General features: G+C 64.9%; 22 protein-coding genes and 1 pseudogene. 15 read left to right on the forward strand and 8 right to left on the reverse strand.

Annotated elements, in window-relative coordinates:
• Window positions 1-41 precede the first annotated feature (41 nt).
• Window positions 42-269 carry a sulfurtransferase TusA family protein gene (locus tag ACQR1X_RS02125; RefSeq protein ID WP_315715462.1) on the forward strand — a complete coding sequence of 76 codons (228 nt, stop codon included), beginning with the start codon at window positions 42-44 and terminating at the stop codon, window positions 267-269.
• Between the two features lie 151 nt (window positions 270-420).
• Here the strand turns inward: ACQR1X_RS02125 and ACQR1X_RS02130 are convergent, their stop codons facing one another.
• From ACQR1X_RS02130 to ACQR1X_RS02155, 6 genes are read right to left on the reverse strand one after another with little or no spacing between them, the layout of a single operon-like run.
• A complete protein-coding gene (locus ACQR1X_RS02130) occupies window positions 421-1,686 on the reverse strand; it encodes a (Fe-S)-binding protein (protein WP_315802242.1) in 1,266 nt (421 codons plus the stop codon).
• Between the two features lie 4 nt (window positions 1,687-1,690).
• Window positions 1,691-3,418, reverse strand: a complete 1,728-nt coding sequence (locus tag ACQR1X_RS02135; protein ID WP_434864089.1) for a nickel-dependent hydrogenase large subunit — start codon at window positions 3,416-3,418, stop codon at window positions 1,691-1,693.
• Window positions 3,415-4,074, reverse strand: coding sequence for a hypothetical protein (locus ACQR1X_RS02140; RefSeq protein WP_434864088.1), 660 nt, complete (start codon window positions 4,072-4,074; stop codon window positions 3,415-3,417). Before ACQR1X_RS02140 ends, ACQR1X_RS02135 begins: the two co-directional genes overlap by 4 nt.
• The gene (locus ACQR1X_RS02145) at window positions 4,071-5,135 is read right to left on the reverse strand and encodes a hydrogenase small subunit (protein ID WP_434864087.1); all 1,065 of its coding nucleotides are present in this window, start codon (window positions 5,133-5,135) and stop codon (window positions 4,071-4,073) included. The genes ACQR1X_RS02140 and ACQR1X_RS02145 overlap by 4 nt, the downstream gene beginning before the upstream one ends.
• Window positions 5,128-5,547, reverse strand: coding sequence for a hydrogenase expression/formation C-terminal domain-containing protein (locus ACQR1X_RS02150; protein WP_434898244.1), 420 nt, complete (start codon window positions 5,545-5,547; stop codon window positions 5,128-5,130). The genes ACQR1X_RS02145 and ACQR1X_RS02150 overlap by 8 nt, the downstream gene beginning before the upstream one ends.
• Complete coding sequence (locus ACQR1X_RS02155; protein ID WP_316238281.1) at window positions 5,537-6,037, reverse strand: HyaD/HybD family hydrogenase maturation endopeptidase; 501 nt, start codon at window positions 6,035-6,037, stop codon at window positions 5,537-5,539. The genes ACQR1X_RS02150 and ACQR1X_RS02155 overlap by 11 nt, the downstream gene beginning before the upstream one ends.
• Before the next feature lie 131 nt (window positions 6,038-6,168).
• Here ACQR1X_RS02155 and ACQR1X_RS02160 point away from each other — a divergent pair, with 131 nt between their 5' ends.
• The 6 genes from ACQR1X_RS02160 to ACQR1X_RS02185 all read left to right on the forward strand — a co-directional run bounded on the left by ACQR1X_RS02160 (window position 6,169) and on the right by ACQR1X_RS02185 (window position 11,522).
• Window positions 6,169-6,414 (forward strand): HypC/HybG/HupF family hydrogenase formation chaperone, encoded by a 246-nt coding sequence (locus ACQR1X_RS02160; protein WP_315802248.1) that lies wholly within the window; start codon window positions 6,169-6,171, stop codon window positions 6,412-6,414.
• Between the two features lie 1,075 nt (window positions 6,415-7,489).
• The gene (locus ACQR1X_RS02165; protein ID WP_315802249.1) at window positions 7,490-7,978 is read left to right on the forward strand and encodes a MarR family winged helix-turn-helix transcriptional regulator; all 489 of its coding nucleotides are present in this window, start codon (window positions 7,490-7,492) and stop codon (window positions 7,976-7,978) included.
• 118 nt (window positions 7,979-8,096) lie between these two features.
• On the forward strand, window positions 8,097-9,713 hold the full coding sequence (locus ACQR1X_RS02170) for an FAD-dependent oxidoreductase (RefSeq protein ID WP_434864117.1): 1,617 nt from the start codon (window positions 8,097-8,099) through the stop codon (window positions 9,711-9,713).
• Between the two features lie 199 nt (window positions 9,714-9,912).
• Window positions 9,913-10,443 (forward strand): DUF4142 domain-containing protein, encoded by a 531-nt coding sequence (locus ACQR1X_RS02175; protein ID WP_434864085.1) that lies wholly within the window; start codon window positions 9,913-9,915, stop codon window positions 10,441-10,443.
• Between the two features lie 286 nt (window positions 10,444-10,729).
• A complete protein-coding gene (locus tag ACQR1X_RS02180; protein WP_316178472.1) occupies window positions 10,730-11,002 on the forward strand; it encodes a hypothetical protein in 273 nt (90 codons plus the stop codon).
• A 28-nt stretch (window positions 11,003-11,030) separates the two neighbouring features.
• On the forward strand, window positions 11,031-11,522 hold the full coding sequence (locus tag ACQR1X_RS02185; RefSeq protein ID WP_315802251.1) for a GNAT family N-acetyltransferase: 492 nt from the start codon (window positions 11,031-11,033) through the stop codon (window positions 11,520-11,522).
• Window positions 11,523-11,605: 83 nt separating this feature from the next.
• Here the strand turns inward: ACQR1X_RS02185 and ACQR1X_RS02190 are convergent, their stop codons facing one another.
• Entirely contained in the window at window positions 11,606-12,496 is an 891-nt protein-coding gene (locus tag ACQR1X_RS02190; protein ID WP_316178281.1) for a hypothetical protein, read from the reverse strand.
• A 353-nt stretch (window positions 12,497-12,849) separates the two neighbouring features.
• Window positions 12,850-13,095 (reverse strand): DUF3551 domain-containing protein, encoded by a 246-nt coding sequence (locus tag ACQR1X_RS02195; RefSeq protein WP_315802253.1) that lies wholly within the window; start codon window positions 13,093-13,095, stop codon window positions 12,850-12,852.
• A 358-nt stretch (window positions 13,096-13,453) separates the two neighbouring features.
• Between ACQR1X_RS02195 and ACQR1X_RS02200 the strand changes: the two genes are divergently transcribed.
• The 8 genes and pseudogenes from ACQR1X_RS02200 (at window position 13,454) to ACQR1X_RS02235 (ending at window position 22,697) form a co-directional block, all read left to right on the forward strand.
• Window positions 13,454-14,488, forward strand: a complete 1,035-nt coding sequence (locus ACQR1X_RS02200) for a YihY/virulence factor BrkB family protein (protein WP_434898245.1) — start codon at window positions 13,454-13,456, stop codon at window positions 14,486-14,488.
• Window positions 14,489-14,698: 210 nt separating this feature from the next.
• The gene (locus tag ACQR1X_RS02205; protein ID WP_434898246.1) at window positions 14,699-16,225 is read left to right on the forward strand and encodes an ATPase domain-containing protein; all 1,527 of its coding nucleotides are present in this window, start codon (window positions 14,699-14,701) and stop codon (window positions 16,223-16,225) included.
• The gene (locus tag ACQR1X_RS02210) at window positions 16,215-17,915 is read left to right on the forward strand and encodes a response regulator (RefSeq protein ID WP_434864084.1); all 1,701 of its coding nucleotides are present in this window, start codon (window positions 16,215-16,217) and stop codon (window positions 17,913-17,915) included. The genes ACQR1X_RS02205 and ACQR1X_RS02210 overlap by 11 nt, the downstream gene beginning before the upstream one ends.
• A gap of 701 nt (window positions 17,916-18,616) precedes the next feature.
• Window positions 18,617-19,351: a DUF899 domain-containing protein gene (locus tag ACQR1X_RS02215; protein ID WP_434895866.1), complete on the forward strand. Its 735-nt coding sequence runs from the start codon at window positions 18,617-18,619 to the stop codon at window positions 19,349-19,351.
• A 50-nt stretch (window positions 19,352-19,401) separates the two neighbouring features.
• Window positions 19,402-19,536 (forward strand): annotated as a pseudogene (locus ACQR1X_RS02220) (EF-hand domain-containing protein); the annotation flags it as partial.
• Between the two features lie 182 nt (window positions 19,537-19,718).
• Complete coding sequence (locus ACQR1X_RS02225) at window positions 19,719-20,102, forward strand: DUF302 domain-containing protein (RefSeq protein WP_315802258.1); 384 nt, start codon at window positions 19,719-19,721, stop codon at window positions 20,100-20,102.
• A gap of 582 nt (window positions 20,103-20,684) precedes the next feature.
• The gene (locus ACQR1X_RS02230; RefSeq protein WP_434895867.1) at window positions 20,685-22,307 is read left to right on the forward strand and encodes a methyl-accepting chemotaxis protein; all 1,623 of its coding nucleotides are present in this window, start codon (window positions 20,685-20,687) and stop codon (window positions 22,305-22,307) included.
• Between the two features lie 135 nt (window positions 22,308-22,442).
• The gene (locus ACQR1X_RS02235) at window positions 22,443-22,697 is read left to right on the forward strand and encodes a hypothetical protein (RefSeq protein WP_316178294.1); all 255 of its coding nucleotides are present in this window, start codon (window positions 22,443-22,445) and stop codon (window positions 22,695-22,697) included.
• Window positions 22,698-22,785 lie beyond the last annotated feature (88 nt).

A 22,785-nucleotide genomic window follows, 5' to 3' on the forward strand; every position in this document is an offset into this window, starting at 1 on the left:
ACGTGTCACGGACCCAGCACCAGAAATGACGGAGAGACAGGATGGCTGACCAGGTTCTCGATGCCAAGGGATTGAACTGCCCGCTGCCGATCTTGCGCGCGAAGAAGGCGCTCAAGGACGTGCCGATCGGTGGCACGCTCCAAGTGCTCGCCACCGATCCCGGCGCTGTGAAAGACTTCGAGGCGTTTTGTCGCACGACCGGAAATGATCTCTTGGAATCCAAGTCGGAAGGCAAGCAGTTCGAGTTCCTGATCAGGCGAACGTCCTGACGCTGCGCAATCTCTGCCACGCCGAAGTGCCTTTCGTCATGATCGAGACCGGGGCCGCAACAAGGCGGGGGCGCCGACGCAGTCTACGTTGCCCCGCGGCCCGCGTTGCGCCGCCGTTTGCCCACGACGCAAGGCGCACGACTGTGAGCCGTCACCCTTGCGTCTTTGCCGGGGCGTCCTCGATCAGGTGATCCGCAATGATCTCCACCAGGCTCGCGAGGCCACCTTCCCATTTCCAGTGGGCCTTGCTCTCGTCCATGGTCAGCCGGCAGTTTGAGCATGCCGAGACCATCGTCTTCGCGCCGGTCTTCTCCACCTGATCCATTTTGATCTTGAAGACCTTGTGGCGAAGATCGGCTGCGCGCGCGATCGCCTGCACGCCGCCGCCGCCACCGCAGCACCAGTTGAGATCTCCGGTCGGGGTCATCTCGCGGAAGTCCTTCGCGAAATCCTGCAGGAGGAATCGCGCATCCTCGGTCGCGCCGCCGCGACGGGAGATCTGGCAAGGATCGTGATAGGTGATCGACTCCTCGATCGGTTTCAGCTTCAGCCTGCCGTCGCGCTTGAGCTGCGCCATGAATTCCGAAATGTGCACGACTGCGAAGGGCAGGGGGCGGCCGAGCACATTGGCGCCCGACCAGCGCAGTACACCGAACGCGTGGCCGCACTCCGGAATCACGACCGTCTTGGCTCCGACCGCCTCGGCGGCCTCGGTGATCCGCTGAACCATGATCCGGGCGACGTCTGCCTTGCCGGCCAGATAGCCAAAATTCGTGGCTTCATAGCCCTTGGTGCTCAGCGTCCAGTCGACGCCCGCGTGGTTGAGCAGCTTGGCCATGGCCACCACGGAATCGGGGTATTTCATCGTTTCGACGGACGAGAGCGTCAGCAGAATGTCGGCCTTGTCCTTGTCGAGCGCGATGGGCACGTCGTGCTCATCTTCGAGCCATTCGATGCGATCGCGCAGCTTGTCGGCTGTCACGCCCAGCGGGCTTCCATGGTCGCGCGAATTGTCGGCGGCCTGCAGAAGGTCCTTCGGCCCAAGTCCTGCCTTGACGAAGGCCTGCCGCGCGCCGCCCACGATGGAAGCGATGTCGATCCCCATCGGACAGATCGTGGTGCATCGACCGCACATGGTGCAGGTATCGAACAGCAGTTCCTCCCATTCCTTGAGGTCCTCTTCCGTGATGCGGGGAGCGAAGAGGGAGAGCGGGAATTTCTGCCGGCGATAGGCCTTGGCCATCGGAAACAGCTTGTAGGCGGGCGTATGCCGTGGATCTCCGGAGGCCTGATAAAAGTGGCAGGCTTCGGCGCAGTTCCCGCAATGGACGCAGGCCTCGAGATAGCTGACCAGATGTTCCTCGGTCCGCGCCAGGAACGTTCTGCTGGCTGCTTCGACGTCGATTTCGCCGCCCATCGCCTTACCTCACCCGCAATTGTATCAGCTCTTCGCCGTCGGGATCGATCACATGCACCGCGCAGGCGATGCACGGATCGAAGCTGTGGATCGTGCGCTGGATCTCGAGCGGCTGCCGAGGATCGTGGAGCGTGTGGCGATCCATCAATGCCGCTTCGTAAGGTCCGGGCTGGCCCTTGGAATCGCGCGGCCCCGCGTTCCAGGTCGAGGGCACCACGGCCTGATAATTATCGATGCGCTTGTTCTTGATCACCACCCAATGCGCCAGCGCCCCGCGCGGCGCTTCCATGAAGCCGACACCCTTGGCTTCGGTGGGCCAGGTCGAGGGATCCCACTTGTTCGAATTGTGAACGTTCAGATCACCCGCGCGGATGTTGGAAAGAAGACGGTCGTACCAGGTCGACATCTGGTCGACGACGATCTTGCTTTCCAGGGCGCGCGCCGCTGTGCGTCCCATGGTCGAAAACATCGCCGTCAGCGGCAGGTCGAGCTTGCCCAGCGCGTAACCGGCCAGTTCGCGCGTCGGCTCGTGACCTTTGGCATGGAGCATCAGCACGCGCGCGAGCGGGCCGACCTCCATGACATGGCCCTTCCAGCGCGGCGCCTTGAGCCAGGAATAGCTCGCACCGACATCGAGCTGCTCGAAAGGGGGCTTGGGACCGGTGTAATGCAGATTGGTCTCGCCCTCGTAGGGATGCAGGCCCTTGTCCTTGCCGCTTGCATAGTCGTACCAGGAATGGGAGACGAACTCCTGGATTTCCTCCGAATTGTTCATGTCGACGGGATGGATCTTGGTCAGGTCGCGATTGAGGATCGCGCCCGCCGGGATCAGCCAGCTGGCCGGGTCGTCCATGCCCTTTTCGGGGAAGTCGCCGTAGGTCAGGAAGTTGCCCACGCCTTCGCCGCGCGCGAACCAGTCCTTGTAGAAGGAGGCGATGGCCAGCGTGTCCGGCAGATAGACCTGCTCGACAAAATCCTTCATTCGGCCGATCACGGTCTTCACCGTCTGCAGGCCGTCGATGCCGATGGCGGTGCCGCCGGTGTTCAGGCTGATCGCTGACGGGGCGCCGCCGACCAGGAAATTCGGATGCGGATTCTTGCCGCCGAAGATGGTGTGGATCTGCACCACCTCGCGCTGCCAGGCGAGCGCTTCCAAATAGTGCGCGACCGCCATCAGGTTTGCTTCGGCCGGCAGCTTGAATCCGGGATGTCCCCAGAATCCACCTGCAAAGATGCCCAGCTGGCCGCCTTCGACGAAGGCTTTCAGTCTCTTCTGCGTGTCCGCGAAATAGCCCGGGCTCGACTTCGGGAAGCTCGAGATCGATTGCGCCAGTTGCGACGTTGCCGCGGGATCGGCCTTCAACGCCGACACCACGTCGACCCAGTCGAGCGCATGCAGATGATAGAAGTGCATGACATGGTCATGCACATATTGTGCGGCAATCATCAGGTTGCGGATGAGTTGCGCGTTCGGCGGAATGGTGTATCCCAGCGCATTCTCCACGGCGCGGACGCTGGCGATGCCGTGGACCAGCGTGCACACGCCGCATATGCGCTGAGCGAAAGCCCAGGCCTCGCGCGGATCGCGTCCTTTCAGGATCAGTTCGATGCCGCGCACCATCGTGCCGGAACTGTACGCACCGGTGATGGCGCCATGGGGATCTGTTTCCGCCTCGATCCGCAGATGCCCTTCAATGCGCGTGATGGGATCGACGACGATGCGCTGGTTCATATCTCGACTCCCCGGCGGCTGTAGAAGATCCCGGTCTCGCTCCTGGTCAGGAAGACGAGGAAGGCATGCATGAGTTTTCCGAACGGGAACCAGATCAGGAACAGGCACACGGTCAGGAGGTGCACGGACAAGAGCGTCTCGTACGGCGTCCATAGCTGGCTCACCGCGATCAGCCCCGTCACGACCGGAAGGAACGTCACCAGCCAGCTGAAGTAGTCGTCAAGCGTCGAAAGCAGTCTTAAGACCGGATTCGTCATCCGTCGCGCCAGCGCAGCCAGGAGCGACGCCAGCGTGACCACCGAGGCGGCCGAGATCACGCCGGTGGGCAGATTCGGCCATGAAAAGCCGAACAATCCACGCAGGAAGAGAATGTGCTGCGCCAGTCCGAACACGATGATGGCAAGGCCGACGTGAAAAACATAGCCGTTCACCGTGCTGAACAACGAGGCGCGCAGATAGGTGTTCGCGGGCCATAGGTGACGCACGAAGCCACGGAACGCGCCAACCACGGCATGCGGTGCATCAGCTCGCCTCGCCGATCTGTCGCTGGTCCAGGGCAGGAGCAGCAGCGACGCGAGCCGCCACAACACGCCGCCCACGAATATCGCGATTGCGATCTCGATCGCGGGTCCGCGCACGAAATCCAGCAGGCTCATGGCTGGGCCTCCCTCTCTGCTCGTTGTTTGCGTCGCCGCGCCAGCCATGCGCTGGCAATCCCGACCGCCGCGCCCGCAGCCGCGGCGCCGCCGATGATCTCCGGATCATTCAACGTGTTTGAAGAAAGTGGCTGGTAGAAGCTGCCACGATCCCAGAAATTCGGTTCGGAACAGCCCAGACAGCCGTGTCCCGACTGGATCGGGAAAGAGACGCCACCATTCCATTTCATGGTCGCGCACGCATTGTAAGTCACGGGCCCCTTGCAACCGACTTCATAGAGGCACCAGCCCTTGCGCGCTCCCTCATCGTCGAACTGCTTGGCGAACTGCCCCTTGTCGTAGAACGGCCGGCGATAGCAGCGGTCATGGATCGTATCGCCGAAAAACGCTTTCGGTCTGCCCTTGTCGTCGAGATCGGGAAGCTTGTTGAACGTCACGAGATAGGCAACCGTGCCGGCGATGGCTTCCGGAATGGGCGGGCAACCGGAGACATTGATCACCGGTTTGTCGGTGATGATGTCGCTGACGGCAACCGCGCCGGTGGGGTTGGGATTTGCGTGGGGAATGCCACCGAAGGCCGCGCAGGTCCCGACGGAGATCACCGCGGCTGCATCTGCGGCCGTCTCCTTCAGCACCTCGAGGTTGGTCTTGCCGGCGTTGGTGGAGTAGACCCCGCCATCCCTCGTCGAAACGGAGCCGTCGACCACGACGACATATTTGCCCTTGTTCTCCTTCATGGCAGCCAGGCGCGCCGCTTCCGCGGCAGTACCCGACACTGCCATGAGCGTTTCGTGATAGTCGAGCGAGATGAGATTGAAGATCATGTCCTCGATGGTTGGACCGAACGAACGCGTCAGCGATTCCGTGCAGCCCGTGCATTCCTGAAACGAGAGCCAGATCACGGATTGGCGGCGCGTATTCGCCAACGCCTCCGCCATGCCCTTCGCGGCCATCGGGGGCAACGCCAGAAGGCTGGCAAGATAGCTCGTATATTTCAGCAGGGCGCGGCGGGAGACGCCGCTGCGCGTCAAGAGCTCGCCGATCGTCTCGGTTTCATGCATCTTCGGTATCCTCTGAAGAGACGCGGTCGATCAGGTCTTCAGCCAGTCTGTTGCTGGCCGCAGCGATGTCGGCCGCATGGCTTGTCAGGATCTCCGGGGACGCCGTGATTTCAATGCGTTCGGCGGCGAGCTTGTCCCCGGCGCCGAAATGGCGAACCCACCACACGCCGGCATAGCGCGTCTCCCAGATTTCACTGGTGCCGGCTGCGGTCAAAACGGCCTCCAGGTCACCATGGCCCAACCGCTCTTCCAACTCGCTGCGGTCCGCAGCCGTGAGAGGCAGGCTGCACAGATCGATCGCCGCGCATGCGCCGGTCTTGGCAAGCACATCGAGGTGATGGGCGATCTCGCGGAGCAGGCTGTCGGTCATCCCCGTGCGGAATCCTGCCGCGGCATCCGCTTCAACTGTCATGGTGCCACCTGCTGAGCAGTGCTTTGATCTGCTGACACGCGGAGGGAATGGCCGCGCCAACCGCGGGCGTCAGCGACAGGCCCCATTGGGTGGATTCAGGTTGAATTGCGACCAGCGCCCGGCGCGCCGGCTCGCAGCCGGCCAGCCGCGCCGCCGACATCAGGTCGGCAAGCGCGACCTCATGAGCCGTCCGCTTCTTGCCCGTGAGCTGCCGGTCCATCTCCGGACCTTGAAAGATCTTGACGGTGCCGGGCTTCGCGCCCAGTTCCACGGCGTCGACGGCGATCAGCGAGCCGAAATCTTCGATCTCCGAAAACAGGGACAGCCCGAGCGTCCCGCCATCCCGCAGAGCAACACAAGGCGGTATCTCGCCCGCACATTCAAGCGCATCGAGGGCCCGAATGACGTGCACACCAATGCCGTCATCGCTCAGCAGGATATTGCCGAGTCCGAGCACCAGCGTGGTGGTCGCCGCGACATTGGTCCGCATGGAAATCCCCGCGAGATCAGACGCCACATATTCTATGCAGCGAATATGATTCCCTTATCTTGATCCACGTCAAATCGAGTTCGTCGATCGGGCTATGATTTCAGACTCAAGTATTTGCGGGTGGAACCGAGATGTGCCTTGGCATCCCGATGCGGGTCGTGGAGAGTGACGGAGTCATGGCGCGATGCGAGGCCAAAGGCATCGAGCGCACGGTGAGTCTGTTTTTGCTACAGCATGAAGCTATCGAGCCCGGCGATCACGTCGTGGTTCATGTCGGTTACGCCATCCGGAAGATGTCGGAAGCCGAAGCGTCGGGTGCATGGGATCTCCTCGACGAAATGCTTGCGGCGGAAGACGCAATGCACGGCAATACATGAGCTCGCCGGCTGTGGAATATCTCCACGGCGCTGGTGGCGCGGTTCAGCGCATCCGCTTCGGGCTGGGGATGCCACCTTCCGGCATATCGCTTACCAAAAAAGAAAATTTTCGACGTCCCGAGATCGATCTGACCCGCACACCCGATGTTCCCTAACGGAGGCCTGATTTGACCGGCGGCTGATAAATGCCGTTTCTATGGGTTGCGTTTGCGTTATAGTTCAATTCTTGAATGTGATGCAAGACAAGCAAGAAGGAGGGTCAATGCGATTGGTTGTCTTCCTCGCGGTATTGATACCACTGGGCCTATCTGTGGCAAATGCCAAAGGGGCTCCACATAAGCCGATAAAGGCGGAGCCTATTGGTAGATGCGAGTATACTTCGATTTGTGGCACGGGTTGCAGATTTTGCCCCACACATGGCGCTTGCCGTTGCAGCAATTGTTGCCTCGCGAAATCAAGACATAATAGATAGTAGATCTAATAATCAATTTTGCGGATTGCTTGGTGAGCGTCGAGCCATGTCATGCTATAGGGCAACCGTTTTAGTTGGTGGCCTCACCATTTCATTAGCGATCTCGTTTCGGCCTAATGCAATTTGGATCATGGCTGAGACCATCGGCGGCGCCGCGCTTGGGACCTGTTCGGCGTCACCGTCCGCACGATTACCGATCTGGCGAAGCGTGGCATTACTGCGTGCGCCGTGCGCTGCTACGAGCTGACGGCCAGCTTCGCGGCTATTGCGAACATTTGCTGAAGCTGGCGACGGGACGCGGCGGCGGTCAAGCGATCTGCATCGGCGACGGTAGAGCGGGCTCGCCTGGCGCGTGAGCAGGCCGGCCACCGGTTGACGACCGACCCCCTGTGAACAGACGGCGAAAATGGTCGTCAATCACGAGCAAACTTCATTTTCCCTATTGGCCTTTTCGTTCGCTATTTGCGTTCGGGACGCTGGGGGCGCAGGCTCGAATCCTGCCGTTCCGACCATTCTTCGCGTGACATCTCACGCGTTTCCCGATTTCACCTTGCGTCTGCGACGTTGACCCGGCGTGGTTCGATATGGCGAGGTAGTCCCGATATGACAGCGCGAGATCAACGCAAGGCGCGGCCCACCGGGCAGACGGCATGGCGTCACGCCAATGTCGGCCGGCTGCTCAACAATGCGGTGCGCCGGTTCGAATCCCGGGTTCTCCAATTGATGGCGGAGAGCGGTCACGGCGAGACGCGGATTGCCCATGTCAGCCTCACCCGCAACCTCGACGTCGAGGGCACCCGGCTGACCGAGCTCGCGCGGCGGGCCTCGATGAGCAAGCAGGCGATGGGCGAACTGGTCGATCAATGCGCCGAGCTGGGGCTGGTGTCGCGCGAGGCCGATCCGAGTGACCGGCGCGCGCGCCTCGTCCGCTTCACGCCGGCCGGACTGACATGGCTGGAGGCGTTTGGCGATGCCGTGGATGTGGCGGAAGCCGAGATGCGCAAGGAGCTCGGCAAGGCCGCGATGGACGCGATTCTGCAGGGACTGTCGGCCTATGGCGCCCGCTTCGACACGCTCGACGACACCAGATAGTCAGGCTGCTTGACTAATTCGCGGGGCGCGCTAGCATTCCTCCATTGCGAGGAGGAGCGCCGTGATCGAACGTCTGAGCGCCTCGGTGCTGATCGTGGGCGGCGGTCCGTGCGGGCTGATGCTGGCCAACGAGCTTGGCCGCCGCGGCGTGTCCGCAATCCTGGTCGACGAGAAGCCGGGAACGGCGTTCAACCCGCAGGCCAACGCGACGCAGGCGCGGACGATGGAGCATTTCCGCCGGCTCGGATTCGCCGACGAGGTCCGGCGCGCCGGCCTGCCCGCGGACTACCCGACCGACGTCGCTTATTTCACGCGCTACACGGCGCATGAGCTGGCACGTTTTCAATTGCCGTCCGCGGCGCGCGCGACGGAACTGGTGAAGGGCCTGTCCGGCTCATGGAGCGCGGCCGAGCTGCCGCACCGGGTGTCGCAGAAATTCGTCGAAGAAATCCTGCGCCGGCATGCCGCGCGCCTTGCGGGCATTCAGTTGCACTACGGGCACCGGTTGATCGGCCATGCCGTTACCGACGGCGGCATTGCCGCCGAGGTCGAGCGTGTCAGCGACGGCGCGCGCCTCGAGATCGCGGCTGATTTCCTGATCGGGGCCGACGGTCCGCGCTCCCAAGTGCGACAGTCGCTCGGGATCACCTATGGCGGAACGACGGGCGTGCAGCGCGATTTCATGGGCGGCCGCATGCTCGCGGTCTATCTGCGCTCGCCGGAGTTCTACGCCAGCGTCCCGCATGCGCGGGCCTGGATGTATGTCTGCTTCAACCGCGACCGCCGCGCCTTCATGGCCGCGGTGAACGGACGCGACGAGTTCGCTTTCCACACCCAGCTTCGGCCCGGCGAGAACGAAAGCGCTGTCACCGCCGACGATGCGCGGGCAGCGTTCCAGCGCGCCTGCGGTGCGCCCATTCCCTGCGAGGTGCTTTCGCATCTCACCTGGACCGCGGGGCATGCGCTGGTCGCCGAGAGCATGCAGCGCGGCCGGGTCTTCCTTGGCGGCGATGCGGCGCATCTGTTCACGCCGACCGGCGGGCTCGGCTACAACACCGCGATCGAGGACGCGGTCAATCTCGGCTGGAAGATCGCGAGCGTCGTCAAGGGAGCGAGCCCCGTCTCGCTGCTCGACAGCTACGAGGCCGAGCGCCGTCCGGTGGCGCTGCGCAACACCGACTACGCGCGCGGCTTTGCGGATTCGCTCGGCCTGTTTGCCGCGGTGCCCGAGATCGAGGACGCGACCGCGGCCGGCGACGAGGTACGGCGCATCGCCAGCGCCTATCTCGATCAGCATGCGCGCGCCGAGTTCAACATCCCCGGCGTTACCTTCGGCGGCCGCTATGATGGCTCACCGATCATCATCCCCGATGGCACCCGGCCGCCGCCGGATGCGGCCAACGCCTACGTGCCGAGCGCCTGTCCCGGCGGCCGCGCGCCGCACGCCTGGCTGGAGCAAGGTATCTCGCTGTACGACCGCTTCGGCTTCGAATGGACGCTGTTGCGGTGTGAGGGCAGCGACCTCGATGAGGATCACCTACGTGAGGCCATGGGGCCGCTGCGTGTCGACGTCGAGATCGTCACCTTGCCGCGGGCCCTGCGCGATCTCTACGAGGCCGACCTCGCTTTGATCCGTCCCGATCAGATCGTGGCCTGGCGCGGGAGCGCGGCGCAGGCCGGCCTGCTTCGAGGCGTGCTGGCTCGGGCGCTCGGCGGGGATGCACGCACTCACTGAGCGCTGCATGGCGCGGGTCCGAAACCGAGAAGTCGCGGACGTTGTGCTGCAGGGACGGTTGTGCCGCAGCATTTGGAACCCGCCGCGTCGTTGCGCGCGGAAGCATTCTGCGGGGTTGCCGCGCGGGGCTTAGGAACGATCGTCGGGTAAGGCTCTTGCCGTCGCGACGATCAGGAGTCGAACCCCTCGGAGATCAACGATGAGCAGGATGATCCACAACCATCAGACGAGAGCAATCCGAATTGCCCTGGCCGCCTCTGCCGTGACCGTGTTGGTGGCCGGCGGCGCGGTCGCCGCTCCGAAGGGCCGGTCGCCCGCCAAGGATCAGCATTTCATGACCGAGGCGATCGAGGGCGACATGTCCGAGGTGAACATGGGCAAGCTGGCGCAGCAGAAGGGGCAGAGCGATCAGGTCAAGCAGTTCGGGCAGGCCTTGCAGCAGGACCATAGCGAGCATCTGCAGAAGGCGCAGCAGCTTGCGAGCCAGAACGGGATGAAGGTGCCGTCCGAGCCGAGCAAGAAGCAGAAGGCCATCTACAACCGGTTGGACGGCATGTCCGGCGGTCGGTTCGACCAGGCGTTTGCGCAGGCGATGGTTCGCGATCACCAGGAGGATATCAAGAAGTATCAGAAGCAGGCGGCGGCAAATTCACCGCTGTCGGACTTCGCCCAGCAGACCGTGCCGGTGCTGCAGAAACACCTCGACATGGCGAAATCCTTGGCGAAATGACATGCGCCAGAGCGATCACGATGCCTCCGCCTTGTCGAGGCGTCGTGATCGCCAAAGAACGCGCTATCTGAAGAACGCGTTGCAGATCACGACGCCAATGCACGCCGGCCGAGACGCTGGCGAAGCAGCATCGCAAGAGGGCCGAGCCAGGACCGGCGGAAAATCGCACGTCGGCACCGCGCGTTCGGCATTGGAGTGCCGTCCGCCCGAGCATTGCCCGACCTTCGTCCGGCTGCTAGCGTTCTCCCGTGAGGCACGGGCAAACGAAAAGACGATGACCGACGTGATGACCGAATCGGAAAAGGCGCAGCAGATCGTGGCTGCGCTGAGGGCGGCGAAGGCGAGCCCGCCGGAAGCGGCACTGCAGACGTTGAACGGCCTGATGGGCCTCGTCCGCAGCCCGAGCGCGGAGCAGCCGCTCGAGGTGGAGGAGGCGCGCTCGGCGGCCTTCATGTCGATCTGCGAGGTCGGCAAGGCACTGCATCGGGGGCTGCCGACGGAGGCCCTGTGGCCGACGGCGCTGTCGGCCAGCGAGCGCTGGCTGGCGCTCGCCAAGTGAGAAAGGGCGAGTGAGAAAGAACCAGACCATGAGGTGGCGCGCAATGGCGCCGGGCGATCTTGCTGATGTCGATGAGATCGCGGCCCGCGTGCACCCGAACTATCCCGAGGACAAGAGTGTTTTCGCGGAGCGCCTGCGTCTCCATCCTGATGGCTGCCGCGTGCTGCGTGGGACGGGCGCGGGCATCGCCGGCTATGTGCTCAGCCATCCCTGGCATCTCGGCCGGCCCCCGGCCTTGAACCTGCTGATCGGCAGCATTCCGCCGGCTGCGTCGACCTACTACATCCACGATCTCGCCTTGCTGCCCGAGGCCCGCGGCAGCGGCTCGGCGACCGTGATCGTCGAGGAGCTGATCCGACACGCGCGTGCGCTCGGCCTGAAGTCGCTGTCCTTGATCGCCGTCAACGGCTCGACGCCATTCTGGGAGAGGCAAGGATTTGCGGTCGACAAGACAGCCGCTGCCGATCCGACCGGCAGCTATGGCAGCGACGCGAACCTGATGATCCTGCGGCTCGCCTGAATTGCACGCGCTTCGTTCGCGGCGGCGGTCCAACGCGAAGCGGCCCGGCGATGGGCCGGGCCGCTCGCTGGTCTTGATGTGCTCTATTCCGGCATCGACATTGGCCGCCGCCACATGTCGCGCCGCCGGCTGAAGCGGTTGGCGTGCAGCATCCATCCGGTGACAGGCTTGCCGTCGCGGTGACGGCCACCGCTCTCCGCAGCCGCCCAGGCGGCGACGGCGCCGAGCAGCAGCGCGGTGGCAACCGAGAACGCCAGGATGACAGTGCCGGCGCGGGTATGCGAGATCGCGCTCTTGGCTTCTGCGATCACGCTGTCCACCCGCCGCTCCGCATCGGGCGCAGCAAGACCCGTCGTGCCGGTGACGAGCTGCACGAGATAGCTGCGATCGTCCGGGCTGACGCCATTGTGGCTCGACGCCGTGAGCAGGATGCGGCCGGCCTCGCTGCGCGCGGGGGCGAGATCCGGGCTGGGTACCCGCCGGGGCGCGCGGAACAGATGGTCGAGCTCATAGCTCAGGATCGACGGTTCATTGGCCGTCGCCGGCGTAGTCAGCGGATGGGTCCGTGTCGCCGCGGACGCGCCGAGTACGGCCAGGGTGGCGCCGAGCACGACCGCCAGCGCCCAGGCTGTGACGCCGTGCAGGCCGTCCCGCTTCTCGGTCTCCTCGCTTTCGGCGAGCCCGTGCGGTGCGCGCAAGCGGCCCGCCATGTAGCCGCCGCAGCCGAAGCTGATCAGCGCCTGCAGCACCAGATAGAGTCCGGACAGGAGCCAGAGCGCCACCGAGGCGTCGCGCCATGTCGGCGCGGTGGAGCTGACACCGAGACCGACCGACATGGCAAAGCTGATCAGGATCGAAGAGACCGCCGCCGCGGTCAAAGCTCCCGCAACGACCGGCGTCCATTGCAGGGTCCAGCTATCGGCCGTCGCGCTCGAAACGGGTGAGGCGACGACCGGCGCAGTTTCCATGGCCATGATCGTCGTCTCAACGCAGGCCGAAGAACGATAGAACGGCCATGATGACCACGATCAGCCCCACGAGATAAATCAGTCCGTCCATGATGATCCTCCTCCGATTGGACATTGGTCGCCGTATAAGCGACGGCGAGCCTCAATGTTCCGTGCGCCGAGCGGCGGAGGAGGAGAGCACGCGCGACTGCCGGCGTCGGAGTAAAGCTTGCCGCAACAGCTAACGGATCATCGTGCCGTTGCGCGACGCAATAGAGCAGGGCCGGGGAGCACGGGGGCCTGACATCCCGCCGCTAGCCATCTCTCAATCGATGGCGCTGATCGTGCACCGCGCAAGAGGCTGACGCAACGGTCCACGCTCAATAGCGTCGGTCGTAGCCGCGCTGCCGGGCATAGGCGTAGGCGGGGTTGATGCCGCAGCCGGCATCGGTGCCGGAGGCGGAAGCCAGGCACTGGCGATAGGTGGAGAATTGGCAGTTGCCAGGATAGCCCCAGATCCTGCCTTGCAGGCAGTAGCGGTCCTGGGCGGCGGATGCGGGCGAGATCGCGGCAAAGCTCGCGAGGACGGCGGTGGCGGACAGCGAGGCAAATAACAGGCGGCGCATGCGTTTATCCTTGCGTTGAAAAGTACCGTTGCAACGCGAGGGTGCGCAGGCCCGTTCCTCGCGCGCAACATAACTGTTTTGTGTCGGCGCCGCAGCGACGCGTTCACAGGCCGGCGAAATTGTCTGGATGTTGGCGCCCGAGTTGGCCTCTTGAAGGTCTGAGGCAGCCCCACCGTTGCGGAGCCTGGCAACGCGCGTCATGACGTGATGCCGGAACATTCGTCCACCGCACCGGTTGCTTTTTGGCCGCTGGTGATGGACCGATCCCATGTTTCGCCGATCCAAGACGTCAGACGCCGCCCATCGCGACTCTTCGAGCGTTTTCGCGAGCCGCCCGCGCACACCTGGCACCGGCGGGATGCTGGCTCTGCTCGGGTTCGCGTTCCTGATCCACTATTTCGATCAGCGGCCCGAACAGGCGGAGCGCTCGCGAGGCGCGAGCCGGGCCGGCGCTGGACACGGCCGGCTGGCGCGTTCGCCCGCGGAGATTCCCGCGCGCGGCTGGAAGGACGTCCTGCTCCGGGTCTATGAGAGCGTCACCGAGCACAGGATCGTTGCGCTCGCCGCAGGCATGACGTTCTACACCCTGCTGGCGATCTTTCCGGCGCTGGCCGCGCTGGTGGCGATCTACGGCCTGTTCTCCGATCCGGCCAAAATCACCGGACATCTGGAACAGTTGCAGGGCGTGATGCCCGGCGGCGCCATCGACATTGCGCGCGACCAGTTGACGCGCGTTTCCGCCAACGGCCGTCAGGCGCTCGGCATCACCTTCCTCGTCAGCCTCGCGATCTCGCTGTGGAGCGCCAATGCGGCGATGAAGTCGCTCTTCGACACGCTCAACATCGTTTATCGCGAACCCGAGAGGCGTGGCTTCATCAAGCTGAACGCGATTTCGCTGCTGTTCACCGGCGGCGCGATCCTGTTCGCGCTGCTCGCCATCGGTGCCGTCGTCGTGCTCCCGGTGCTGCTGAACTATCTCGGCATGTCCGGGGCCGGCGATCTGGTGCTGCGGATCGGCCGCTGGCCCGCGATCTTCATCTGCGTCGCGCTCGGACTGGCCCTGATCTACCGCTACGGGCCGGACCGCGAGGAGCCCAAATGGCGCTGGATCAGTTGGGGCGGCGCGCTGGCGGCGGCGCTGTGGCTCGCGGGCTCGGCGCTGTTTTCCTGGTATGCGGCCAATTTCGGCAGCTTCAACGCGACCTACGGCTCGCTCGGCGCCGCCATCGGCTTCATGACCTGGATCTGGATCTCCGCCATCGTGATCCTGATCGGTGCCGAGCTCGATGCCGAATTGGAGCATCAGACCCTGCGCGACACCACCACCGGCGTCGCACAGCCGCTCGGCACCCGCGGCGCCGCGATGGCTGACACGGTGGGCCGGGCGAGCTGATCGGCCGTCGGCTGAGAAGACGGGTGCGATCGGCGTCAGCCGTGCATGGCGCCCGCGCCACGATCCTGTAGAACCGCCCGCTGCCTGGGATGGAACTATGGAACTGGGGAACCCGAGGCGGATCGACTGTGTTCCTATCCGGTCGTCGCGAAACCCCGCATTATCGGTTTCGCTGCCGCGTCGTCTCGATTGGTATAACGGAGCTTTTGCATGACGGAGCAGCCTGTTCGCGGAAGCGACGAGGGCGGGCCCACGGATCTGCCGCGTATTTCGACCGGAAGCGAAGGCCTCGACGACATTCTCGGCGGCGGCTTCGATCCCAATCGCCTGTATCTGTATGAAGGCCGGCCCGGCACCGGGAAGACCACCATCGCGCTGCAGTTCCTGCTCAAGGGCGTGAGCTGCGGCGAACGCGTGCTCTACATCACCCTGTCGGAGACCCGGCGCGAGCTCGAGCTGGTGGCGCGGCGGCACGGCTGGTCGCTGGCCGGCGTCGATATCTTCGAGCTGGTGCCGCCGGAAACCACGCTCGACCCCGAGCGTGAGCTCACCGTGTTTCATCCGGCCGAGGTCGAGCTCAGCGAGACCACCGGCCTGATGTTCAACGAGGTCGAGCGGGTCGATCCGAGCCGCGTCGTGATCGACAGCCTGTCGGAGCTTCGCCTGCTGGCCCAGAGCCCGCTGCGCTACCGCCGCCAGGTGCTGGCGTTGAAGCACTTCTTCGCCAAGCGCAACTGTACCGTCGTCCTGCTCGACGATCTGTCGTCGGCCCAGGACGACCTGCAGCTGCACTCGGTCGCGCATGGCGTGGTGATGCTGGAGCAGCTCGCGATCGACTACGGCGCGGAGCGCCGCCGGCTGCGCGTGATCAAGATGCGCGGCATCGCATTCCGCGGCGGCTACCATGACTTCACCATTGCGTCCGGCGGGCTCAAGATCTTTCCGCGCCTCGTCGCCGCGGAGCATCACCGGACGTTCGCGGGCGATGTCACGCCGAGCGGCAATGCCGAACTCGATCAGCTGCTCGGCGGCGGGTTGGAGCGCGGCACCAACGCGCTGCTCATCGGCGCCGCCGGCGTCGGCAAATCCTCGGTCGCGCTGATCTATGCGATCGCGGCGGCGAGGCGCGGCGAGCATGCGGTATTCTTTGCCTTTGACGAGGGTCGCGGCACCGTCGAGGCCCGCGCGCGGACGCTCGGTCTGCCGCTCGATGAACACATCGACTCCGGGCGCATCCGCTTTCAGCAGGTCGATCCGGCCGAGTTGTCGCCGGGCGAGTTCGGCGCCATCGTCCGGCACAGCGTCGAGCAGGACAATGCCCGCGTCATCATCATCGACAGCCTCAACGGCTATCTCAACGCGATGCCGGACGAGCGGTTTCTGATCCTGCAGATGCACGAGCTCTTGACCTATCTGGCCCAGCAGGGCGTGCTGACGATCCTGGTGCTGGCCCAGCATGGGCTGGTCGGGCCGATGGATACGCCGCTGGACATCAGCTATCTCAGCGATGCCGTGCTGATGCTGCGCTATTTCGAGGTCGGCGGCGCGGTTCGGCGCGCTCTGTCGGTGGTCAAGAAGCGCAGCGGCCACCACGAGCACAGCATTCGCGAATTTCGCCTGAGCAGCGCGGGCATCAGCCTCGGTCCGCCGCTCAAGAATTTCAGCGGCATCTTCTCCGGCAATCCGCGCTTCACCGGGACGGATTTCCCCGACATGGACATGCGGGATGAGCATTGAGCAAGATCACCGTGTCCTGGTCTTCGCGCCGATCGGGCGGGACGGACCGGCATCGGCGGAGCTGCTCCGCAGCGCAAGGATCGAGGCGGCGGTCTGCTCGGACCTGGCGCATCTGCTCCGTGAGATGAGCGCAGGCGTCGGCGCGGTCTTCGTCGCCGAGGAAGGGCTGTTTGCCCAGGACACCGCTCCCCTCACGCAATGGGTCGAACGCCAGCCGGCCTGGTCCGACCTGCCCTTCATCGTGCTCACCAGCCACCGCGAGCAGCGCGCCGTCGTCACCTGGCGGCGCCATCTGGTCGGCGCGCTGCGCAACGTCTCGCTGCTCGAACGGCCGATTCAGCCGATCACGCTCACAAGCGCCGTTCAATCGGCGCTGAGGGCGCGGCGCCGCCAATACCAGATCCGCGCACTGATCCAGGCGCGCGAGCAGGCGGCGCAGCAGCTCGAGCAGCTCGTCGTCGAGCGGACCCGGGCGCTCGCGGAATCGAACGAGCATCTTCGCATCGAGATGGCCGAGCGCGCACGGGTCGAGGAGACGCTGCGCCAGGCGCAGAAGATCGAGGCCATCGGCCGCCTGACCGGCGGCGTGGCGCACGACTTCAACAACCTGCTGATGGTGATCTCCGGCGGCCTCGACATGCTCGACCGCCAGGGTGATCCGGCGCGGCGCCGCCGCCTGATGGACGGCATGATCCAGGCGGCGCAACGCGGCGCGAGCCTGACCCGGCAGTTGCTGGCGTTCTCGCGCCGGCAGGAGCTGCGGCCCGAGCCGGTCGACATCGCCCGCCAGATCGGCGGCATGCGCGAGCTGCTCGACCGCAGCCTGCGTGGCGACGTGCACGTCGAGTTCGATTTTCCCGACGCGCTCTGGCCCGTCGAGGTCGATCCGGGCGAGCTCGAGCTCGTGGTGCTCAATCTCGCCGTCAACGCCCGCGATGCGATGCCGGCCGGCGGCACGATCCTGGTCCGGGCCGAGAACCTGCGACATCTGCAGGACGACGAATTGGCCGGCGACTATGTCCGCCTCTCCGTGATCGACACCGGCACCGGCATGACGGAGGACGTCCGGGTGCGGGTGTTCGAGCCGTTCTTCACCACCAAGGATGTCGGCAAGGGCTCAGGGCTCGGACTCGCCCAGGTCTACGGCTTCGTCACCCAGTCGCGCGGCACCGTCCGCATCGACTCGGAGGTGGGCAAGGGCACGACGATTGCGCTCTACCTTCCGCGATCGGCGCAGGCGGCATCCAGGCAGCATCACCATCTCCTCGACCTGCAGCGGCCGCGGGCGCGCCAGCATGATGAGGGCCGCATTCTCCTGGTCGAGGACGACGACGAGGTCGCGGCCCTGGTCGGCGAGATGCTGCGCCAGCTCGGCTATGAGGTGACCCGCGCCTCCAGCGCGGCGGCCGCGCTCGGCGCGCTCGCCGACGGGCGCACGGTCGACCTCGTGTTCTCCGACGTCATGATGCCGGGGGGCATGAATGGTGTCGAGCTGGCACGCGAGATCCAGAAGCGGCGCGGCGACATGCCGATCCTGCTGACCAGCGGCTATTCCGGCGCTGCCGTTCACGCCGCCAAGGAGGCCGGCGTCCGCATCCTGTCGAAACCGTATCGCATCGATGAGCTGGCCGCCGCGCTCGACGCGGTGAAGATGGGCCACGTTTGGACGCAGGCCCGCATTTCCTCATAGGGAGCTGCTGATAGCGAGCTGCGGCCTTGGACCTTTCACAGCCGTCAACCGCGCTCGATCAGCACCGAAATTGTGACATGCCCGATCTGGCCGTCATCGGAGCTGACCTCGAGGCAGACGTTCGTCGAGGAGGGATGGAGTCGGTCGCGCGCGATTGCACAGTGGGAGCACGATCATCCCTCTGCCGCCGGCTCGAAGCGGGGAAGCCCGCGATCATCGAAAACGGCTGAATGCGGGTTTGTTCCTCGCGGATCAGATTTTTTTTGCCGGCAGCCAGTCGCGACCGAACCGGTTGTTCACCGCCGGTCGTCCATCCAATTGACAGATCCGCAGGCGGTACAGTTGAACAGACGCGCCGCTTCGCCGGTTCGCGGGTTCAGGATGCTCTGAACCGCGCGCGCCGGTTGGCCGCAGCTGCGGCAGCGCGCCGGCTCGGTCCGGCCGCTGCGGGAGTCACTGCTCTGATCCGACACGTCTGTCATGGCCGCCCCGAAACGGACGGGAGCAGACGGTGGATCAGGTCGAGCGCGCACGCCGGTCTGAGACGGGAGCGGGGGCGCCCGAAGCTGGCCTTGTCCAGTCGATCCGCGGTTCGCTGCACCCGGCCGCGCTGCGATGACCTGCCGACAAAATAGATGGCGTCGGTGTCGGGCCGCCGAGCCTTGCATCGTCCTCTGCGAAGGATACGGAGGACTCCAGACATGACCCCCAGAATAGTCACCGCGGACGAATGGACCGAAGCTCATCGCGCCCACCTCACCCAGGAGAAGGCCTTCATCAGGCAGCGCGACGCGCTGGCTGCCGCCCGCCGGGCGCTGCCGTGGGTCCGGGTCGAGAAGGACTATGTCTTCCAGGCGGCGGATGGAGCCGTGAGCCTGGCCGGTCTGTTTCAGGGACGCAGCCAGCTGATCGTCTATCATTTCATGATGGCGCCGGGCGATCCGCACCGCTGTCCCGGCTGCTCGTTCCTGTGCGACCACATCGACGGCGCCAACCAGCACCTCCGCCACCACGACGTCAGCCTGGTCGCCGTGTCGCGTGCGCCGCTCGCCGAGATCGCGCCGTTCAAGGCGCGCATGGGCTGGGCGTTCGACTGGGTGTCATCCGAGGGCAGTGATTTCAATTTCGACTTTCAAGTCTCGTTCTCGGACGAGCAGATCGTGACGGGGCAGGCCGTCTACAATTTCGCCCCCTTGACGCGCAGGTCGCCCGAGCTCCCGGGCCTGACCGTGTTCACCAAGGACGACGCCGGCAACATCTTCTGCACCTTCCAGGTCCGCTCCCGCGGCGGCGATCCGCTGATCGGCGCCTATCACTATCTCGATCTCACGCCCAAGGGCCGCAACGAGACCGGCCGCGGCAATCTCTCCGATTGGGTGCGCCTGCACGATGAATATGAGGAAACCGGCGCGCGAGACTGTCATTGCGGCCGGTAGATCGAAACGGGCGGGGCGGATCGGCGCAGCGTGATCCGCCGCGCCGTCACGCCGACGGCGACGGCAAGATCTCGCTGCGGGAATTCCAGGCGACGCATGAGCGCATCTTCAGGGCCATGGACAGCAACAAGGACGGCAAGTTGACCCCGGAAGAGATGCAGGCGTTCATGCACGGGCCGCAATGACCGGCGTCAAAACGGCGTGATGGCCTGGCCTGCGCCGCCGCGAGTCCGGCACGGGCGGCCATTTCGCTGATCTCGATCAAGTGCAGGCCGCACGGACGCGCAACAGTGCCGCCGCAAGATCCCATGGCCGCGCGCGACGAACCGTGTTGACGCGGCGGCAGACCAGCCGGAAAGAGGCGAACATGAGCTACTATTTTGCCAAAGCGGTGAATCTATCGTTCGACGCAGCGATCGAGCGGGTGACCGCGGAGCTGAAGGCACGCGGCTTTGGCGTTCTGACCCGCATCGATGTGCAGGCGACGCTGCGCGAGAAGATCGGCGCCGACTTTCGGCCCTACACCATTCTGGGCGCCTGCAATCCGAAGCTGGCGCATGAGGCATTGCAGGCGGAGAGCCGGATCGGCACCATGCTTCCCTGCAACGTCATCGTCCAGGAGATCGGCGGGAAGGTCGAGGTCGCTGCCGTGAATCCCGTCGCCTCGATGCAGGCCATCGAGAACGCGGCGCTTGCGACGCTCGCCACAAAGGTCTCCGACGCCCTGAAGGCGGTGGTCGAGGCGGTCTAGCGCCGCTGTTCAACGGGACCGCCGCTGATCGAGGCTCGCCAGCCCAGGTGCATGACGACATCAGCGCGGATGGACCGCGGCGATCGCCCGCGCGCATCAGGCATTCTTGCAGTGGCGGTTACTCCCGGTGCCGAAGTGCTGCGAGCTGGTGCGGCTGCTCGGGAAGGAGCTGCGCGCCAACAACAAGGCGGCGCTCGGCCACCTGGTCCCGCAGCCGCTGTCTGCCGCAGCAGGGCTGCGGCGGGCATGCGATCGACCGATTTGACCCCTACGATCTCCGCGCCACGCGCCCCGATTGCCGACGCTTCAGGGGCCGCAACGCAGCTTCCGCGCGACGTTCTTGTATGTCGGTCGTCATGTCAAAGCGGTAGAACTACGGAAAAGCCGGAGTTTCTCAACGCGCTTTAACGAGACTGGAACAAGTTGCATCAATTTTGCGCAGACATGTCGCCGGGCGCGCGGGGACGATCGTCATCGCCGCCGACCATCTGCAAACGAACTATTCATCTGGAGGTTACCTTGTTGTTTCGATCGAACAGCCGCTCGGACGCGGAAGCACAGCTTGCAGCAATCAGTCGCGCGATGGCCGTGATTGAATTCCAGCTCGACGGCACGATCATCACCGCGAACAAGAACTTCCTGAACGCACTCGGCTATCAGCTGGAGGAAATCCAGGGCAGGCATCACAGCATGTTCGTGGAGCCGTCCGAACGCGACAGCGCCGCCTACCGCGAGTTCTGGGCGACTCTGAGCCGCGGCGAGTTCAAGGCCGCCGAGTTCAAGCGCATCGGCAAGGGCGGTCGCGAAATCTGGATCGAGGCGTCCTATAATCCCGTCCTCGACAGCGCCGGCAAGCCGGTGAAGGTCGTCAAGTTCGCGACCGACATCACGGAGAAGAAGCTGCGCAGCATGGCCGACGGCTCCAAGCTTGCCGCCATCGACCGCGCGCAGGCCATGATCGAGTTCAAGCTCGACGGCACCATCGTCGGTGCCAACAAGAATTTCCTGGATGCGCTGGGCTATCGCCTCGACGAGATCCAGGGCAAGCATCACAGCATGTTCGTCGAACCCGCGCTGCGCGACAGCCAAGCCTATCGCGAGTTCTGGGCTGCGCTCAATCGCGGCGAATACCAGGGCGGCGAGTACAAGCGCATCGGCAAGGGCGGCAAGGAGGTATGGATCCTCGCCACCTACAATCCGGTGCTCGACGCGGCGGGCAGGCCGATCGGGGTCGTGAAGTTCGCGACCGACGTCACCGCGCAGAAGCTAGAGAACGCCGACCTCGCCGGGCAGATCGAGGCCATCGGCAAGTCCCAGGCGGTGATCGAGTTCAACATGGACGGCACGGTCATCACCGCGAACGACAACTTCCTGCGCGCGCTCGGCTACACCCTGGCCGAGATCCAGGGCAAGCATCACAGCATGTTCGTCGAACCGTCCGAGCGGGAGAGCGGCGCCTACCGCGATTTCTGGGCGAGCCTGAACCGCGGCCAGTATCAGTCGGCCGAGTACAAGCGCATCGGCAAGGGCGGCCGGGAGGTCTATATCCAGGCCTCCTACAATCCGATCCTCGACCTCAACGGCAAGCCGTTCAAGGTGGTCAAATACGCGACTGACGTCACCCGGCAGGTCTTCGTTCGCATGGGCAACGAGCGCGTGCGCGCCATGATGGAATCGGTGGCGGCGGGCGCGGAGGAGCTCAACGCGTCCGTGCGCGAGATTTCCGAAGCCATGACGAAGTCGCGCGAGACCGCCATGGGCGCGGTGGACCGTGTCACCTCGGCCGACGCGCAGGCGCAGCGGCTCTCCGATGCCGCCCAGTCGATGAGCGGCATCGTCGAGATGATCCACAACATCACCGGCCAGATCAATCTGCTGGCGCTGAATGCCACCATCGAGTCCGCCAGGGCCGGCGAAGCGGGCAGGGGCTTCGCCGTCGTCGCATCCGAGGTCAAGAACCTGGCCACCCAGGCGAAGACCGCCACCGACAAGATCGCGACGGAGATCGACAGCCTCAACAACATCTCCGGGGGCGTCGTCACGTCTCTCAGCTCGATCAAGCAGGCGATCCAGAACGTCAGCGAGTATGTGACGTCAACGGCCGCCGCCGTCGAGGAGCAGAGCACGGTCACGAGCGAGATGTCGTCCAGCATGGCGCGTGCCGCGGCCGAAGCTCAGGCTCTGGCCGAGCGCGCGGCGGCTTGACGCCGGATCGGAAAGCGCCGATCGCGCGGTGGCCTGTCAATCCAGGCCGCCGCGCGGTTGCAGGCAATGCCGCCGCCCCGCGCGTCGTGCGCCTGTCGTCTTCGCCGAATTCCACCTCTCTCATCGGGGCGATCCGTGGCTGATATCCTCGCATTTCCCGACCGGGCCCCGTTGCCTATCATCGGCGCGCAATCGGAACGGCTGCGCGATGCCGTGGTCACCAGCGAGATCGGGCGGCTGCGGCGCGAATTGGAGGCCTGGCGAAGCGCGGTCGACAATCTGGAGCGGTGCATCAGATCGGATCCGGCCCTCGCATCGCTCGCGCCGGAGTGCGACAAAATCCGCGAACTGATCTCCGTCACGGCCGGCAAGCTTGACACACTGCTGTAGAACCGGCCGCCCCAGGAGTCGTGAGTCCAGCCGCGCGCCATCGTCGCGCATGGGCCGCCGATCCCCCAGCGAACACGTTGGACGCAAC

The organism is Bradyrhizobium sp. HKCCYLRH3073, assembly GCF_051167995.1.
In the GTDB taxonomy this organism is placed as follows: domain Bacteria; phylum Pseudomonadota; class Alphaproteobacteria; order Rhizobiales; family Xanthobacteraceae; genus Bradyrhizobium.

Coding starts and splice junctions, on each gene's coding strand:
- ACQR1X_RS02125 (WP_315715462.1), top strand. CDS start 42: ATGGCTGACCAGGTTCTCGATGCCAAGGGATTGAACTGCCCGCTGCCG.
- ACQR1X_RS02130 (WP_315802242.1), bottom strand. CDS start 1,686: ATGGGCGGCGAAATCGACGTCGAAGCAGCCAGCAGAACGTTCCTGGCG.
- ACQR1X_RS02135 (WP_434864089.1), bottom strand. CDS start 3,418: ATGAACCAGCGCATCGTCGTCGATCCCATCACGCGCATTGAAGGGCAT.
- ACQR1X_RS02140 (WP_434864088.1), bottom strand. CDS start 4,074: ATGAGCCTGCTGGATTTCGTGCGCGGACCCGCGATCGAGATCGCAATC.
- ACQR1X_RS02145 (WP_434864087.1), bottom strand. CDS start 5,135: ATGCATGAAACCGAGACGATCGGCGAGCTCTTGACGCGCAGCGGCGTC.
- ACQR1X_RS02150 (WP_434898244.1), bottom strand. CDS start 5,547: ATGACAGTTGAAGCGGATGCCGCGGCAGGATTCCGCACGGGGATGACC.
- ACQR1X_RS02155 (WP_316238281.1), bottom strand. CDS start 6,037: ATGCGGACCAATGTCGCGGCGACCACCACGCTGGTGCTCGGACTCGGC.
- ACQR1X_RS02160 (WP_315802248.1), top strand. CDS start 6,169: ATGTGCCTTGGCATCCCGATGCGGGTCGTGGAGAGTGACGGAGTCATG.
- ACQR1X_RS02165 (WP_315802249.1), top strand. CDS start 7,490: ATGACAGCGCGAGATCAACGCAAGGCGCGGCCCACCGGGCAGACGGCA.
- ACQR1X_RS02170 (WP_434864117.1), top strand. CDS start 8,097: ATGCTGGCCAACGAGCTTGGCCGCCGCGGCGTGTCCGCAATCCTGGTC.
- ACQR1X_RS02175 (WP_434864085.1), top strand. CDS start 9,913: ATGAGCAGGATGATCCACAACCATCAGACGAGAGCAATCCGAATTGCC.
- ACQR1X_RS02180 (WP_316178472.1), top strand. CDS start 10,730: ATGACCGAATCGGAAAAGGCGCAGCAGATCGTGGCTGCGCTGAGGGCG.
- ACQR1X_RS02185 (WP_315802251.1), top strand. CDS start 11,031: ATGAGGTGGCGCGCAATGGCGCCGGGCGATCTTGCTGATGTCGATGAG.
- ACQR1X_RS02190 (WP_316178281.1), bottom strand. CDS start 12,496: ATGGCCATGGAAACTGCGCCGGTCGTCGCCTCACCCGTTTCGAGCGCG.
- ACQR1X_RS02195 (WP_315802253.1), bottom strand. CDS start 13,095: ATGCGCCGCCTGTTATTTGCCTCGCTGTCCGCCACCGCCGTCCTCGCG.
- ACQR1X_RS02200 (WP_434898245.1), top strand. CDS start 13,454: ATGCTGGCTCTGCTCGGGTTCGCGTTCCTGATCCACTATTTCGATCAG.
- ACQR1X_RS02205 (WP_434898246.1), top strand. CDS start 14,699: ATGACGGAGCAGCCTGTTCGCGGAAGCGACGAGGGCGGGCCCACGGAT.
- ACQR1X_RS02210 (WP_434864084.1), top strand. CDS start 16,215: ATGAGCATTGAGCAAGATCACCGTGTCCTGGTCTTCGCGCCGATCGGG.
- ACQR1X_RS02215 (WP_434895866.1), top strand. CDS start 18,617: ATGACCCCCAGAATAGTCACCGCGGACGAATGGACCGAAGCTCATCGC.
- ACQR1X_RS02225 (WP_315802258.1), top strand. CDS start 19,719: ATGAGCTACTATTTTGCCAAAGCGGTGAATCTATCGTTCGACGCAGCG.
- ACQR1X_RS02230 (WP_434895867.1), top strand. CDS start 20,685: ATGGCCGTGATTGAATTCCAGCTCGACGGCACGATCATCACCGCGAAC.